Source organism: Streptomyces sp. NPDC107575 (assembly GCF_055657265.1).
This window is the reverse complement of record NZ_JBVKBG010000007.1, coordinates 243,068-258,557: the sequence shown is the minus strand read 5'-3', so window position 1 is coordinate 258,557 and position 15,490 is coordinate 243,068. Positions and strand designations below refer to the sequence as shown.

At 70.8% G+C, this 15,490-nt stretch carries 13 protein-coding genes; 5 read left to right on the top strand and 8 right to left on the bottom strand.

The genetic code is table 11. The features are described from left to right. Positions 1 to 3: 3 nt before the first annotated feature. Positions 4 to 1,368, bottom strand: a complete 1,365-nt coding sequence (locus tag ACZ7L4_RS33575) for a glutamine synthetase family protein (protein ID WP_472108524.1) — start codon at positions 1,366 to 1,368, stop codon at positions 4 to 6. 203 nt (positions 1,369 to 1,571) lie between these two features. Here ACZ7L4_RS33575 and ACZ7L4_RS33570 point away from each other — a divergent pair, with 203 nt between their 5' ends. Further along, a complete protein-coding gene (locus ACZ7L4_RS33570) occupies positions 1,572 to 2,270 on the top strand; it encodes a gamma-glutamyl-gamma-aminobutyrate hydrolase family protein (protein WP_472108822.1) in 699 nt (232 codons plus the stop codon). On the opposite strand, the gene ACZ7L4_RS33565 is transcribed toward ACZ7L4_RS33570, so the two are convergent. After that, a complete protein-coding gene (locus ACZ7L4_RS33565; RefSeq protein ID WP_472108522.1) occupies positions 2,224 to 3,210 on the bottom strand; it encodes a protein kinase family protein in 987 nt (328 codons plus the stop codon). The two genes, ACZ7L4_RS33570 and ACZ7L4_RS33565, sit on opposite strands and share 47 nt — an antisense overlap. 216 nt (positions 3,211 to 3,426) lie before the next feature. Next, positions 3,427 to 4,362, bottom strand: a complete 936-nt coding sequence (locus ACZ7L4_RS33560; protein ID WP_472108520.1) for a LysR family transcriptional regulator — start codon at positions 4,360 to 4,362, stop codon at positions 3,427 to 3,429. 70 nt (positions 4,363 to 4,432) lie between these two features. Between ACZ7L4_RS33560 and ACZ7L4_RS33555 the strand changes: the two genes are divergently transcribed. Further along, the gene (locus ACZ7L4_RS33555; protein ID WP_472108518.1) at positions 4,433 to 5,554 is read left to right on the top strand and encodes a TDT family transporter; all 1,122 of its coding nucleotides are present in this window, start codon (positions 4,433 to 4,435) and stop codon (positions 5,552 to 5,554) included. On the opposite strand, the gene ACZ7L4_RS33550 is transcribed toward ACZ7L4_RS33555, so the two are convergent. The 4 genes from ACZ7L4_RS33550 to ACZ7L4_RS33535 all read right to left on the bottom strand — a co-directional run bounded on the left by ACZ7L4_RS33550 (position 5,523) and on the right by ACZ7L4_RS33535 (position 10,812). Continuing rightward, positions 5,523 to 6,239: a helical backbone metal receptor gene (locus ACZ7L4_RS33550; RefSeq protein WP_472108516.1), complete on the bottom strand. Its 717-nt coding sequence runs from the start codon at positions 6,237 to 6,239 to the stop codon at positions 5,523 to 5,525. The two genes, ACZ7L4_RS33555 and ACZ7L4_RS33550, sit on opposite strands and share 32 nt — an antisense overlap. A gap of 11 nt (positions 6,240 to 6,250) precedes the next feature. Further along, complete coding sequence (locus ACZ7L4_RS33545) at positions 6,251 to 6,838, bottom strand: helix-turn-helix domain-containing protein (protein WP_472108515.1); 588 nt, start codon at positions 6,836 to 6,838, stop codon at positions 6,251 to 6,253. A gap of 229 nt (positions 6,839 to 7,067) precedes the next feature. Further along, positions 7,068 to 9,677, bottom strand: coding sequence for an ABC transporter permease/substrate binding protein (locus tag ACZ7L4_RS33540; RefSeq protein WP_472108513.1), 2,610 nt, complete (start codon positions 9,675 to 9,677; stop codon positions 7,068 to 7,070). Then, positions 9,670 to 10,812, bottom strand: coding sequence for a quaternary amine ABC transporter ATP-binding protein (locus ACZ7L4_RS33535; protein ID WP_472108511.1), 1,143 nt, complete (start codon positions 10,810 to 10,812; stop codon positions 9,670 to 9,672). The genes ACZ7L4_RS33540 and ACZ7L4_RS33535 overlap by 8 nt, the downstream gene beginning before the upstream one ends. A gap of 295 nt (positions 10,813 to 11,107) precedes the next feature. On the opposite strand from ACZ7L4_RS33535, the gene ACZ7L4_RS33530 reads away from it, so the two are divergent. From ACZ7L4_RS33530 to ACZ7L4_RS33520, 3 genes are read left to right on the top strand one after another with little or no spacing between them, the layout of a single operon-like run. After that, positions 11,108 to 12,016, top strand: coding sequence for a 5'-3' exonuclease (locus ACZ7L4_RS33530; protein WP_472108821.1), 909 nt, complete (start codon positions 11,108 to 11,110; stop codon positions 12,014 to 12,016). Between the two features lie 50 nt (positions 12,017 to 12,066). Then, the gene (locus ACZ7L4_RS33525) at positions 12,067 to 12,900 is read left to right on the top strand and encodes a siderophore-interacting protein (protein WP_472108509.1); all 834 of its coding nucleotides are present in this window, start codon (positions 12,067 to 12,069) and stop codon (positions 12,898 to 12,900) included. Positions 12,901 to 12,921: 21 nt separating this feature from the next. Beyond that, complete coding sequence (locus ACZ7L4_RS33520; RefSeq protein ID WP_472108507.1) at positions 12,922 to 13,893, top strand: pseudouridine synthase; 972 nt, start codon at positions 12,922 to 12,924, stop codon at positions 13,891 to 13,893. A 9-nt stretch (positions 13,894 to 13,902) separates the two neighbouring features. Here the strand turns inward: ACZ7L4_RS33520 and ACZ7L4_RS33515 are convergent, their stop codons facing one another. Beyond that, positions 13,903 to 15,450 carry a cytochrome P450 gene (locus ACZ7L4_RS33515; RefSeq protein WP_472108505.1) on the bottom strand — a complete coding sequence of 516 codons (1,548 nt, stop codon included), beginning with the start codon at positions 15,448 to 15,450 and terminating at the stop codon, positions 13,903 to 13,905. Between the last annotated feature and the right edge of the window lie 40 nt (positions 15,451 to 15,490).

Genomic DNA, 15,490 nt, shown 5'->3' with positions numbered 1-15,490 from the left:
CTTTCACAGCCTCTCGAATCCCCGGCGGAGTTCCCAGTCGGTGACGGCGGCGTCGTACGCGTCGAGCTCGACGCGCGCCATGTTGCGGTAGTGGGCGACGACCTCGTCCCCGAAGGCGGCCTTGGCGAGGGGGCTGTTCTCCCAGAGCTCGGCGGCCTCGCGCAGGGTGGCGGGGACGTGCGCGTAGTCGGCGGTGTAGGCGTTCCCGGCGCAGGCCTCGGGGAGCGGCAGCTTGTTCTCGACGCCGTGCAGGCCCGCCGCGACGAGCCCGGCGACGGCGAGGTACGGGTTCACGTCCCCGCCGGGGAGCCGGTTCTCGAAGCGGGTCGAGCGGCCGTGGCCGACGACGCGCAGCGCGCAGGTGCGGTTGTCGTGCCCCCAGGCGACGGCGGTCGGCGCGAAGGAACCCGGCTGGAACCGCTTGTAGGAGTTGATGTTCGGCGCGTACAGGAGGGAGAAGTCGCGCAGCGCGGCGAGCTGCCCTGCGAGGAAGTGCCGCATGACCTCGGACATGCCGTGCCCGCCGGGACCGGCCATGACGTTCACACCATCGGTGTCGGCGAGCGACAGATGGATGTGGCAGGAGTTGCCTTCTCGCTCGTTGTACTTCGCCATGAAGGTGAGCGAGCAGCCCTCCTGCGCGGCGATCTCCTTGGCGCCGGTCTTGTAGATGGCGTGCTGGTCGCAGGTGGCGAGGGCCTCGGCGTAGCGGAAGGCGATCTCGTGCTGCCCGGGGTTGCACTCCCCCTTGGCGGACTCGACGGTGAGGCCCGCGCCCGCCATCTCGTTCCGGATGCGGCGCAGCAGCGGCTCGATGCGCCCGGTGCCGAGGACGGAGTAGTCGATGTTGTACTGATTGGCCGGCGTAAGGCCGCGATAGTCGGCGTCCCACGCCTGCTCGTACGTGTCCTTGAAGACGATGAACTCGAGCTCGGTGCCGACCTGGGCGGTGAGCCCGAGCTCGGCGAGGCGCTCCAGCTGGCGGCGCAGGACCTGCCGGGGCGCGGCGACGACCGGGGAGCCGTCGTCCCAGGCGAGGTCGGCGGTGAGCATGGCGGTGCCCGCGTTCCAGGGCACGCGGCGCAGCGTGGTCAGGTCGGGGCGCATGGCGAAGTCGCCGTATCCCCGCTCCCAGGAGGACATCGCGTAGCCGTCGACGGTGTTCATCTCGGTGTCGACGGCGAGCAGATAGTTGCAGCCCTCCGTGCCGTGTTCGAGGACCTCGTCGAGAAAGAAGCGGGCGGCGAAGCGCTTGCCCTGGAGACGGCCCTGCATGTCGGGGAACGCGAGGACCACGGTGTCGATCTCGCCGCTCGCGACGAGGGCGTGCAGCTCCTCCACGGCCATCGGGGGTGTGCGGTCTGCCACGGGAAGATCCTCCTCAGGTCAACCGGAACCACAACGTAATCGCCGGGCCGCCACCAAGGAAGCAGCCACGGGGCACGCCGAGTGGACACTGCCCCGGTGGCGCTGCCCGCATGCTGAACGCCCCGGTGGCGCGCTCCGTGATCTCGTACGCTCGGGTGCTTGGCACGTACGGCTCGGGGAACGGCATCGGGGAGCGCGACACCATGGTGAGCAGGCCGCTGATCGGCATCAGCACCTACCTGGAGAACAAGGCCAGTTGGGGCATCTGGGAGCTGCCCGCGGCACTGCTGCCCGTCGGCTACCCGCGGCTTGTGCAGGAGTCGGGCGGGCTCGCCGCGATGACGCCCCCGGACGACCCGAAGCACGCGCCGTCGGTGGTGGCCCGGCTCGACGGGGTGATCGTGGCGGGCGGCCCCGACGTGGACCCGGGCCGGTACGGCGCCGAGCGCGATCCGCGCACGGGCCCGGCGGCCACGGAGCGGGACGCGTGGGAACTCGCCCTGATCCGGGCCGCGTTGACGTCCGGGACGCCGCTGCTCGGCATCTGCCGCGGCATGCAGCTGCTCAACGTCGCCCTCGGCGGCACGCTCACGCAGCACATCGAGGGCCACGTGAAGGAGACGGGCACCTTCGGCACCCACACCGTCACCCCGGTGCCGGGCACCCGCTACGGCGACCTCGTCCCGGAGCCCGCCGAGGTCCCGACCTACCACCACCAGGCGGTCGACCGCCTCGGCAGGGGCCTGGTCGCCTCGGCCCACGCGGACGACGGCACGGTGGAGGCGGTCGAACTCCCCGGCATGTCCTGGGTGATGGGCGTGCAGTGGCACCCCGAGATGGGCGAGGACGCGCGGGTCACGGAAGGTCTGGTACGGGCAGCGGGTACGCCGCACGGTTTCTGAGCCGGTCCCTCAGCCAGGCCAGGGCGGCGACGCCCTGCGCGCGCTGGAAGGGCCGCAGGGTGGGCAGCCCGGGCGGCGCGGGCCGGGCCGCGTGCTCCAGAAAGAACCCGGCGAGCGCCGCAAGGCTCCGCGTGACGCCCTCCGGCTCAGCCGCACGCCCGAGCGGATGCCCCGCGAAGACCTCCTCGGGCTCCGGCCCGCCCTGCGCCCTGACGCACGGCAGCATGAGCAGCAGATCGAACCAGGCGGCGGCGCGCACGGCGTGCGGCCAGTCGACGAAGACGACGCCGCCCTCGGTGAGCAGCATGTTGTCGGCGCGCAGGTCGGCGTGCGCGAGCGTGTCACCGGAGGCGAACCCGCCCCAGGGCGCGGCGAGTTCGGCCAGCCACTCGACGTTGCGGACGGTCCACGGGTCGAGCCCCGCCTCCGCCACCCGTCCCTCGTCGACCAGCACCCGCCACCCGTTGAACCGCTCACCGAGTTCCTCACCGACGGCACGCGCGGCGAACGGGGCGGGCGTGAGCACCCGGGCCAGCTCCCCCACGCCGTCCAGCACCCGCGCCAACTCCCCCGCTCTCCAAGGCACTTGGGGCTGCCGCCCCGCCACGTCCTCGAAGGCGAGGGCGACCCAGGTCCCGTCGTCGTACACACCGAGCAGCCGGGGAGCGGGCACCTCGTCGGGCAGCGCGGCGGCATTGCGCGCCTCCCGCCGGTGAAAGTTCGGACTGACCGGATTCACCTCGGCACTGACGGCCTTCACGAACGCCCGCCGCCCATCACCGAGCACAACCCGCGCGGCAACCCCGGGCGAAAACCCACCATCCTGCGTCACGGCCTCCACGACAGCAGCCCCGAGCACGCCCTCGACCCCGACACGGACAGCCTCAGGGAGCGCACTCCATGGGGCACGCACACCGGCGGCAGAAGGCACGTAAGTCATCAACCGATCGTGACGTCAACGGCCGCGGGGCCGCCACCGAGTTTCCACCAAGCCGGATCCAAGCACTCTCGGCAGCGAGCGACCACCTCATGCGCGCTCGGCGACGAGCGACCATTTCATGCCCTCTCGGCGGCGAGTAACCAAAAATCAAGCCCCTGCGGCGATTGAGCAGCGGGGCCCGGGGCAGCGCCCCGCGACCGCAACCCCATCGCAGCCTCAGCCAGAACGGGTGAGCGACAGCAGGTCCCGCGCAGGCCCCACCGGCAGGTGCCCCGTCGGCCACACCGCCCGCAGCTCCCGCGCCAACTCCGCCCCCTCCAACGGAATCTCCACCAGCCGCCGCCCCGCAAGCTCCTCCCCCACCGCCAACTCGCTCAGCACGGAGGGCCCCGCCCCGCTCACCGCCGCCGACTTCACCGCGGTCGTCGACGACAACTCGATCAGCGGCCGGGCCAGCCCACCGAGGGCCGCATCCAGGACCTGCCGCGTCCCCGACCCCTCCTCACGAAGAATGAGCGGCGTCGCCGCCAACTCCCCCGCCGCCAACGGCTTCCGCCGCCGCGCCCACGGATGCCCCGGCGCGACCACCACGATCAGCCGGTCGTGCGCGATGACCGCCGAGTCGAGCCCCGCGGGCACCGTGACCCCCTCCACGAACCCGAGATCCGCCTCGCCGCCGAGCAGCCGCTCCGCCACCACCGTCGAGTTCCCCGCGAGCAGCGACACCGCCGTGTCGGGCCGCTCGCCGCGCAGCGCGATCAGCCACCGCGGCAGCAGATACTCGGCGATCGTCATGCTCGCCGCCACCCGCAGCCGCGAATCGCGCCGGTCCCGCAGCGCGGAGGCCCCCGCGTCGAACTGCTCGGCCGCCTCCACGATGGGCCGGGCCCAGTCCGTGACGAGCGCCCCGCTGTCGGTGAGCCGGGAGCCGCGCGGCGAGCGGTCGACGAGGGCGAGCCCGAGCTGCCGCTCCATCGACCGGATCCGGCTGCTCGCGGCAGGCTGCGTGATGCCGAGGGCCCGGGCGGCCGCGCCGAGGCTGCCGAGGCGGGCCACCGCGAGGAGCAGTTGCAGCGCGCCGAGTTCGGGCACGCGGTGCGCGAGCCCCGCGTCCGGCGCCTGCTCCGTGATCCCTGTCTGCTCCTGGCTCATAAGGCCAGGTTATGCGCTCATAGCGAGATCGTCCCTGGTGGGGGCCGATGGCCGGCGGGACCGTAGGACCATGGTCACCGCCGCCCACCCTTCGCCCCGCCCCCTCCCGCTCCCCGTGACCGGCGTCCGCGCCGCCGTCCGGCAGCTCGGCCCGAACTGGTACGCCTCCGTCATGGGCACCGCGATCATCGCCAACGCCGGCGCCACGCTGCCCGTCCACTTCGCGGGCCTGCGCACGGCCCTCACGGTGGTCTGGGCCCTGTCGTTCGTGCTGCTGCTCGTCCTCCTCGGCGCGCGCGCCCTGCACTGGACGCACCACCGCGACCGGGCCAGGGAGCAGCTCCTTGACCCGACGGCGGCGCCGTTCTACGGCTGCCTGTCGATGGCGCTCCTCGCGGTGGGCGCGGGCACGGTGCTCGTGGGCCAGGACTGGATCGGCCTCGAAGCGGCCGTCGCCGTGGACGTCGTGCTGTTCACGGCGGGCACGGCCATCGGGCTGGTCGCGGCGGTCGCCATCCCGTATCTGATGGTCGTCCGGCACCGCATCGCCGCCGAGGATGCCTCGCCGGTGTGGCTGCTGCCGGTCGTCGCGCCGATGGTGTCGGCCGCCGTGGGCCCGCTCCTGGTGCCGCATCTTCCGGCGGGGCAGGCGCAGCAGACCCTGCTGGTCGCCTGTTACGCCATGTTCGGCCTGAGCCTGCTCGCGACCCTGGTCATGCTGCCGGTGATCTTCGCGCGGCTCGTCACGGCGGGCCCGCTGCCCCTGCTGCTGACCCCGACGCTGTTCCTCGTCCTCGGCCCGCTGGGCCAGTCGACGACCGCGGCCAACAAGTTCGCCGATGTCGCGGGCGGCGTGCTCCCCGCCTCGTACGCCGACGGTTTCACCGCCTTCGCCGTGCTGTACGGGGTGCCGGTGCTGGGCTTCGCCCTGCTGTGGATGGCGCTCGCCCTGGCGATGGTGCTGCGGGCGCGCCGCCGGGGCATGGGCTTCGCGATGACGTGGTGGGCGTTCACCTTCCCCGTCGGCACCTGCGTGACCGGCGCGGAGGGGCTCGGCAAGCACACGGGCCTCGCGGTGTTCGACGGCCTCGCGGTCGTCCTCTACGCGGGGTTGGTGGCGGTCTGGCTCGTCGCCGCCGCCCACACGGCGCGCGGCGTGTTCAGCGGACGGCTGCTCGCAGCGCCGCACTGAGCACGCCCGCCGCCTCCGCCAACGACGGCCCGTACCAGGTCAGATGGCGCCCGCTGACCAGCGCGCTCGCCCCGTCGAAGCACTCCGGGCCGTCGTCCCGCGTGAAGCGGTACGGCTCGTCCGGGAGGACCACCACGTCCGGCCGCCGGGCCCGGAGTTCGTCGAGGGAGACCCGCGGGTAGCGCTCGGCGTGCCCCGCGTACACGTTGTCGACGCCGAGCCGGGCGAGCAGATCCCCCGCGAAGGTGTCCCGGCCGAGCACCATCCACGGCCGCCGCCAGATCGGCACGACGGCCGTCAACCGACGCCCAGGGAGCGGGAGTTCACCCCAGGCCGCCTCCGCCGCATCCAGCCACCCCGGCCGCGCCACCGCCCCGCAGGCCCGCAGCATCCGGTCCAACTCCCGTACTGCATCGGGCAGTTCGCGTACCTCGGTGACCAGCACCTCGACGCCCGCCGCGCGCAGCTCGACGAGGTCCGCCGGCCGGTTCTCCTCCTCGTTGGCGACGACGAGATCCGGGCGCAGCGCGACGACGGCCCGCACGTCGGGGCTCTTGGTGCCGCCGATCCGGGCCACGTCGAGATCCGCCGGATGCGTGCACCAGTCGGTCGCCCCGACGAGCACTCCGGGCAGCGTCACGGCGACCGCCTCCGTCAGGGACGGCACGAGCGAGACGACACGCACGACCGCGGGGCCTACTTCGGGCCCGGCTCGTCGACCGCGTCGATGTGCTCGGCGACGGCCACGACGACCACGCGCGCGTCCGGCACGGTCGCCCGCCACCGGTGCCGCACGCCACCGGTCAGATACAGGGTGTCACCGCGGACGAGCCGGTACGCGCGCCCCTCCGCCTCGACCTCGACGGCGCCCTCCGTCACATGCATCAGCACGTCGTTGCGGAGCTGGAACTCGCGGCCCGGATCGTGGTCGCCGACGAACTCCTGGGCGTGCATCTGGTGGTGGCCGCGGACCAGGGACCGTACGACGAACCCGTCCGCGTCCTCCCCGGAACCGCTCTCCACGGACGGGTCGTCCGCGCGCACCAGGTCCACGGTGCGGGCCGGGTCGGCGGCTGCGAGGAGTTCGACGGCGGTGGTGCCGAGCGCGTCGGCGACCTTCTCCAGGGAGCGGCGGCTGGGCCGCGCCCGCTCGTTCTCGACCTGGCTGAGGAAGGGCACCGACAGGCCGCTGCGCTCGGCGACGGCCGACAGGGTCAGCTCGAGGGCGCGCCGACGGCGCCGGACGGCCGCGCCCACGCGAAGTGATTCCTTGTGTTCGTCCACGACTTCCGCTCCCTCCCGCCGGTTGCCCTGTGCGATTCCCTGTTCACGCGCCCGATGCTTCATGAACCCGGTGCTTCGTGCGCCCGGTTCATCATGTGCCCGGTTCGTTTGAATGCACCCTACGCATGTTCACCCCGCGGTTTCATGTGAGCGCGGGAAACGCCGTGAGGGGCGGGCCCCCTCACGGGAACCCGCCCCTCACGGTCGGTCACGCCTCAGCAGGTGTGTGTCAGGAAGCGGTCATCCGCTTCTCGACGTCCTGGTGCGACTCGAGCCACTTGGAGACGGCCGCCTCCTCGTGCCCCTGGCCCTGCGTCTTGATCTCGGACTCCAGGCTCGCCAGCTCGTCCTCACTCAGCTTGAACTTCTTGAACCACTTCGTGAGCTGGGGGTACTTGCTGGGGAATTCCTTGTTGGCGATGGTGCGGATCTTGTCGCCGGGACCCCAGGCCTTCTTCGAGTCCTTGAGCTTGGTGAGCTTGTAGTCGTTGTACGCCCAGTGCGGGGACCAGAGCACGACCGCGATCGGCTCCTTCTTGGCGTACGCGCGCTTCAGCTGCGCCAGCATCGCCGGCGTGGAGCCGTCGACGACCTTGTACTCCTTGTCCAGGCCGTAGGCCGGGAGCACGTCCTTCTTCAGCAGGCTCATCTCGCCGGTACCGGCCTCGATACCGATGATCTTGCCGTCGAAGAGCTTGGACTTGCCCTTCAGGTCCTCGTAGGACTTGACGCCCTTCACGTAGGACGGCACGGACACCTCGAGGGACGTCGGGCTGTACCAGCTGCCCAGGTCCGTGAGGTTGTTCTTGTTCTTGTCCCAGTAGTTGGACTGCGCGTGCGGGAGCCAGGCGTCGAAGTTGACGTCCAGGTCACCGCTGGCGAGACCGGTGTAGACCGGGCCGACGTCCATCTGCTTCAGGTTGAGCTTGTAGCCCTTCTTCTCCAGAACGTGCTTCCAGAGGTGCGTGACCGCGATGTCCTCGTCCCAGGGGAACCAGGCGACGGTCACCGGGCGCTTGGCCTCGGCCGGGGCACCCTGCTTGACCGGGGCGACCTTGTTGACGAACCCGGGGTTCTTCTTCAGCCACGCCTTGACGGCGTCGGGCTGCTTGCCCTTGCCGACCTTGTTGATCTCGGCCTCAAGACTCGTGAGCTGCTTCTCGCTCATCTTGAAGTTCTTGACCCACTTGTTGACCTCGGGGAAGTCCTTGCCGAAGCCCTTGCGGGCCAGCGAGTGCACGCCGTCGCCCTTGCCCCAGGCACCCTTCGGGTCCTTGAGCTTGGTGAGCTTGTAGTCGTTGTACGCCCAGTGCGGCGACCACAGCGTCGTGACGATCGGCTTCTTCGCGGCGTAGGCACGCTTCAGCTGCGCCAGCATGGCCGGCGTCGAGCTGTCGACGACCTTGTACTCCTTGTCGAGGCCGTACTCCTTGAGGACCTTGCTCTTCAGCAGGGCCATCTCGCCGGCGCTGGCCTCGATGCCGGTGATCTTGCCGTCGAACTTGTCGGCCTGACCCTTCAAGTCCTCCATGGACTTGATGTCCTTCATGTACGAAGGCACCGCCAGCTCAAGGGAGGTCGGGCCGTACCAGCTGCCCAGGTCCTCGAGCTTGTCGCCGTACTTCTTCCAGTACTGGGCGTGCGTCGTCGGCAGCCACGAGTCGGTCTGGAAGTCGACACTGCCGTCGGCGAGCGAGGTGTAGAGCGGGCCGGCGTCGAACTGCTTGGTCTCGACGTCGAAGCCGCGCTGCTCGAGGATCTCCTTCCACAGGAACGTCGAGGCGACGCCCTCGTCCCACGGGATGTAGCCGATGGAGATCTTCTTGCCCTGGCCGACGTTGGTCGACGCGGCGGCCGGCGAGGAGGCCGAGTTGTTCTGGCCGAACATGCCCATGCCGCCCGCGACGAGCGCGAGGACGACGACACCGACCACGGCGACGGCCGCGCGGGGGCGGTACGACCAGATCTTCAGGCCGTGCGTGGCCCGCAGCTTGTTGAGCGCGCGGCGGCCCAGCGGGGAGACCTGCTGGCCGAGCGAGCTGGTCATGCGGTCGAGGTAGACCGCGAGGATCACGATGGAGATACCGGCCTCGGCACCCAGGCCGACGTTCAGCTGGCCGATGGCCTCGTTGACCGAGCCACCGAGACCGCCGGTGCCGACCATGCCCGCGATGGCGGCCATCGACAGGCCGAGCATGATGACCTGGTTGACACCCGCCATGATCGTCGGCAGCGCCAGCGGCAGCTGCACGCGCCACAGGGTGTTGCTGGGCTTGGTGCCGAACGCGTCGGCGGCCTCGACCAGCTCCTTGTCGACCTGGCGGATGCCCAGCTCGGTCATGCGCACGCCCGGCGGCACCGCGAAGATCAGCGTCGCTACGATACCGGCCGGGGCGCCCGAGCCGAAGAAGAGGATGGCGGGGATCAGGTAGACCATCGCCGGCAGCGTCTGCATCAGGTCGAGGACCGGACGGAACAGATTGCTGATCCGGTTGGAGCGGGCCGCCCAGATACCGAGCGGCACACCGATGATCAACGCGATGATCGTCGACACGAGGACGAGCGACAGCGTCATCATCGCGTCGTCCCACAGCTCCAGGTTCTGGATGAACCAGAACCCGACAAAGGTCAGTACGCCGCCGAGTGTGCCGCGCAGCCAGAACGCGATGACGGCGAAGATACCCGCAAGGAGCAGCGGCTCGGGGGCCTGGAGGACCTCGGTCAGGCCGTTGTAGACGCCGTTGAAGATGTCCTCGAAGAAGCCGAACAGCCAGTCGAGGTGGGTCAGCATCCACTGGACGATGCTGTTGACCCAGTCACCGAAGGGAATCCTAGGCACCGGCATTCACCTTCTCGGCAGGCTCGTCGCCCTCGCCACGCGGCGACGGGACGGCGTCCTTCTTGTCCTCCGTGAGGCCGGCGGCCTCACCTTTCGTACCGTTCTCGACGGTCTTCATCGGCTCACCGAGCACGGCGAGCAGCCGCTCGCGCGGCACCACGCCCTGGAGCTCGCCGTCGTCGTTGACGACGGCGACGGGTATCTCGCTCGTCGAGCACGGCGTGAACAGGTCGATGATCTGCGCGTCCTGGTGGACCTTCGCCGGGGCGTCGGCCATGTCGTAGCCGTCTTCCGGCTCCGCCATGATCGCGCTCGCGCTCAGCACCCGGGAGCGGTCGACGTCCTGCGTGAAGGAGGCCACGTAGTCGTTGGCCGGCGTGACGAGAATGTCCTCGGCCGAGCCGATCTGGACGATGCGACCGTCGCGCATGACCGCGATGTTGTCGCCCAGCCGCATCGCCTCGTTGAGGTCGTGGGTGATGAAGACGATCGTCTTCTTCAGCGTCTTCTGCAGCTCGAGGAGCTGGTCCTGCATGTCGCGCCGGATCAGCGGGTCGAGCGCGCTGAAGGACTCGTCCATCAGCAGCAGGTCGGCGTCGGTGGCGAGCGCGCGGGCCAGGCCCACACGCTGCTGCATACCGCCGGACAGCTCGTCGGGGAAGGACTTCTCCCACCCTTCGAGGCCCGCGAGGCGCAGCGCCTCGATCGCCCGCTCCTCGCGCTCGGCGCGCGGAACACCCTGCACCTCGAGGCCGTAGGCCGCGTTCTCCATCACCGAGCGGTGCGGGAACAGCGCGAAGTGCTGGAACACCATGCTGATCTTGTGGGAGCGCACCTGGCGCAGCTCCTTGGGAGCCAGCGCCGTCAGGTCCTGTCCGTCGAAGCGGACGTGTCCCGCGGTCGGCTCCAGGAGTCCGTTCAGCATGCGCAGGAGAGTGGACTTTCCGGATCCCGACAGACCCATGACGACGAAGATCTGGCCGGACTCGACCGTGAACGACGCGTCGATCACGGCCGCGGTGGTTCCCTCCGCGCGCAGCTCCTCACGGTCTGCACCGCTGCGGAGCTTCTCCACAGCCTCATCGGGTCGTCTGCCGAACACCTTGTACAGGTCTTCGGCTTCAAGCCTGGACACATACACCTCTCGGGTCGAAACAACACGGCCCGCCTCCCCCGCCGGCGGGCCGTAGAGCGATACGGATCCGTCCGTCTGACCGGTCGTCCCCCAATAGTTGAAGTACGTACCGGCACCGCTCCGTGGCGGCGCCTGCCCCCGTTTATCTGAAACAAACGGGGGAGTTACCCAGTTCACAGCGTGTTCACTCACGCTGATCACGCACTCACGGTCGGTGACTGTCGGTGGCGTCAGGCATGATGCGAACGTGACCCAGACGACATCCACGACAGGAGCGGCGGCGGACCGGCGCCTGATGCTGCTCGACACCGCATCTCTGTACTTCCGGGCCTATTTCGGGGTGCCGGACTCGGTGAAGGCCCCGGACGGCACCCCGGTGAACGCGGTGCGCGGGCTCCTCGAATTCATCACCCGCCTCGTGCACGACCACCGCCCCACCCATCTGGTGGCGTGCATGGACGCGGACTGGCGCCCCCAGTGGCGCGTCGACCTCATCCCCTCGTACAAGGCGCACCGCGTCGCCGAGGAGACGCCGGCCGGATCGCCGGACGAGGAGGAGATCCCGGACACCCTCTCCCCCCAGGTCCCGGTCATCGAGGCCGTGCTCGACGCGGTGGGCATCGCGCGCGTGGGCGTGGAGGGGTACGAGGCGGACGACGTGATCGGCACGTTCACGGGGCGGGCCGACGGCCCGGTCGACATCGTCACCGGCGACCGCGACCTCTTCCAGCTGGTCGACGACAAGCTGGAGCGGCGTGTGCTGTACCCACTGAAGGGCGTCGGCACGCTGCAGGTGACGGACGAGGACCTGCTCCGCGAGAAGTACGGGGTGGACGGCGCCGGATACGCGGACATGGCGCTGCTGCGCGGCGACCCGAGCGACGGACTGCCGGGCGTGCCCGGCGTCGGCGAGAAGACGGCGGCGAAGCTGCTGGCGGCCTACGGGGGCCTGGCCGGGATCATGGCGGCCGTCGACGACCCGAAGTCGAAGCTGACGCCGACGCAGCGCAAGCGGCTCGACGAGGCGCGCCCGTATCTGGCGGTGGCGCCGACGGTGGTGCGCGTCGCGGGCGACGTACCACTGCCGGAGGTGGACACGGCACTGCCGCGTGCTCCGCACGACGCCGCGGCCCTTGAGGAGTTGGCGGCCCGCTGGGGCTTGGGAGGTTCTTTGCAGCGCCTCCTCAGCACCCTCTCAGAATGAGGTGTTAGCTTAGGTATACCTAACTAACCGTGGATCGAGGGAGACCGCCCATGGCCGAGCGCCCCGCACGCCCGCCCCGCAAGGCCCGCTCCGCGCAGGTCGTGCGCGCCGAGAGCCTGACACCTCACATGCGGCGGGTGGTGCTCGGCGGTGAGGGGCTCGCGGACTTCCCGCAGGAGCTCGAACACACCGACCACTACGTGAAGTTGCTCTTCGCCCCGGCCGGGGTGACCTACGAGGAGCCCTTCGACATGGCCAGGATCCGCGAGGAGCTGCCCCGCGACCAGTGGCCCGTGACGCGTACGTACACGGTGCGCACCTGGGACCCGAAGGCGCTCGAGCTCACCCTGGACTTCGTGGTGCACGGCGACCAGGGCCTGGCCGGGCCATGGGCCGCCGGCGTCGAAGGGGGCGAGACCATCCATCTGATGGGCCCCGGCGGCGCCTACCACCCGGACCCGACGGCCGACTGGCACCTGATCGCCGGTGACGAGAGCGCCCTGCCGGCGATCGCCGCCGCCCTCGAGGCGCTGCCGGAGGGCGCGCCGGCACACGCCTTCGTCGAGGTCGAGGGCCCCGAGGAGGAGCAGAAGATCGACTCCCCCGTCGAGGTCACCTGGCTGCACCGCGCGGGCCGCCCGGTCGGCCAGGCGCTCATCGAGGCGGTGACCGGGCTCGACTTCCCCGAGGGCCGCCCGTATGTGTTCGTGCACGGCGAGGCGGGCTTCGTGAAGGAGCTGCGCCGGCATCTGCGGATCGACCGCGCGATCCCCCGCGAGGACCTGTCGATCTCCGGCTACTGGCGCCTCGGGCACAACGAGGACGGCTGGCAGGCCTCGAAGCGCGACTGGAACGCGCAGGTGGAGGCCGAGCAGGAGGCCTGAGCCGCCGTACCCTTTCCCTCTGTGAGAAGACGCAAGCGCCCCGCTCCGCCGCCCTCCCCGCTCCCGCAGCGCGAAGGCATCGACGCCGTCCGCGTACGGATGCCGGAGGGCGGGCAGGGGCGCACCGTCCGGGACCACCTCGTGCACACGCTGCCCGCCGAGGACACGGTGATCGACCGGATGATCGCGCAGGGCGCCTTCGTGACCGCGGACGGGCTTCCGGTCACCGCCGACAGCCCCTACGAGGTGGGCGGCAGCGTGTGGTTCCACCGCGAGCTCGCGCCCGAGGTCCCCGTGCCGTTCCCCGTCGAGGTCGTGTACCGCGACGAGCACATCGTGATCGCCGACAAGCCGCACTTCCTCGCCACGACGCCGCGCGGCAGCCATGTCACCGAGACCGCGCTCGCCCGGCTCCGCCGCGACCTCGGCATCGAGCGGCTGAGCCCGGCCCACCGCCTCGACCGCCTCACGGCCGGGCTCGTCCTGTTCGTGGTGCGGCCCGAGGAGCGCGGCCACTACCAGACCCTGTTCCGCGACCGCCGGGTCACCAAGCGGTACGAGGCCGTGGCCGCGTACGACCCGGGGGTGGAGCTCCCCGTCACCCTGCGCGGCCGGATCGAGAAGGAGCCCGGAAGGCTCCCCGCCTTCGAGGTGCCGGGAGGCGAGCCGAACGCCGAGAGCCACATCGAACTCGCGGAGCACAAGGGGGACCTGGGCCTGTACCGCCTGACCCCGCACACCGGCCGTACGCACCAGCTGCGCGTCCACATGAACCGCGCCGGCCTACCGATCCTCGGCGACCCGTTCTTCCCGGAAGTCGCCGAACGACAGGCGGACGACGACTTCCGGCGCCCCCTTCAACTCCTGTCCAGGACCCTGGAGTTCACGGACCCGGTGAGCGGCCGCGAGCACCGCTTCGTCAGCCGAAGGGAACTCACGGCCTGGACCGCGTACGAGGAGTGGGAGCGGGGGCCGGAGGCGGAACCGGCCTAGGAGGCCGGCTCACTCACCGCGCCACCAGCGCAGGAAGCGCTGCCACACCCCGGGCCTGGCCTGCCCCTGCGGGCTCGGCTGCGTGTACGCGTACGAGGGCTGCGCGGCCGGATCGGGGGCCGCCGGCGCGGCGGGCGCGGTGGGCGGCGCGGCCACGGGCGTGGTCGTCACCGGCGGCGGCATGGGCACGGAGCCCGAGGTGATCTTCCAGTCCGGCCGCTGCGACGGCAGCTGGCCCGGCTGGGACTTCACGTCCTGCGGCGGACGCGGCGAGAAGTCCACCGGCAGCTCCACCAGGTGCCGACCCATGATCGTCGAGGTCCACCGCAACTCGCTCTCGGGGATCTCGAGTTCGGCGTCGGGCAGGCGCATCAGAAACGCGTCGACCCCGATCTCCGCCACCGCGCGCCCGATGTCCTGCCCGGGGCACTCGTGCGGCCCGCCGCCGAACGCGAGGTGCGAGCGGTTGCCCATCATGTGGGCGCCGGGTTCGGGCCGCACCCTCGGGTCCGCGTTGCCCGGCTGGATGCCGAAGATCAGGCCGTCGCCCGCACGGATGCGCTGCCCGCCGAGCTCCGTGTCCGCCTTGGCGAAGTAGCCGACGTTGGCGCTGAACGGCGGCTCGTCCCACAGCGACTGCTCGACCGCCTCCGGCACGGTCATCTGCCCGCCGTTGAGCCGCGCGCGGAACCGGGGGTCGGTGAGCACCACACGCAGCACGTTCGCGATGAGGTTGGCCGAACCCTCGTACGTGGCGATGAGGATGAGCCGCAGCGTCTGCGCGACCTCGTCGTCGGTGAGCGCGGAGGGCGAGGTGATCAGGGTGCTGGTGAAGTCGTCCTCGAGCGGCTCGGCGCGGCGCCGCACGGCGAGGTCCATCAGGATGCCCATCAGGTACTCGTTGCACGCGATCGCCGACTCGCCGCCCTTGAGCAGATCGCGGGTGGCCTGCACGATGCGTTCGCTGTACGCCTCGGGAGCGCCGAGCATCTCCAGCATCACCATCATCGGGAGGTGCTCGGCGAACTCGCTGACGACCTCGCAGCGGCCGCGCTCGGAGAACCTGTTGATGATCTCCTGCGTGGCCCTGTTGATGGAGCGGCGCAGCTCACGGTGCTCGACGGTCTCGACGGCGGCGGTGACCGGGCTGCGCAGCCGCAGGTGCTCGGCGCCCTCCTCCATCGCGCACATGGGCTGCCAGGTGAAGACGGGGGCGAGCGGGTGCGTGGGCCCCGCGGAGCCGTCCCTGACGGCGGTCCAGTTCCGGGAGTCCCGGTTGAACAGGGAGGTGGTGCTCACCATCTGGAGGTTCTCGCTGTGTCCGAGCACCGCCCACATGGGGACGTCCTCGTGGATGAGCGCCGGGGCGACCGGGCCGTACTCGGCGCGGAGTTTCTCGTAGACACCGGCGAGGTCCGCGTCTGCCTCGGGGCCGTAGAGCCGGCGAAGGCCGTCGGGGCCGAGGGCGTGGGCGGGGCAGCCGGGCGGTGCGAGCGGGGAGTCTCCGAGTGCGTCGAATGCGGTGGGCGACTGTGGAGGCTGGGAGGGTGACGTCACGGGAATGCTCCGGTCGGTGTGGTTCGACGGAAGAAGTATT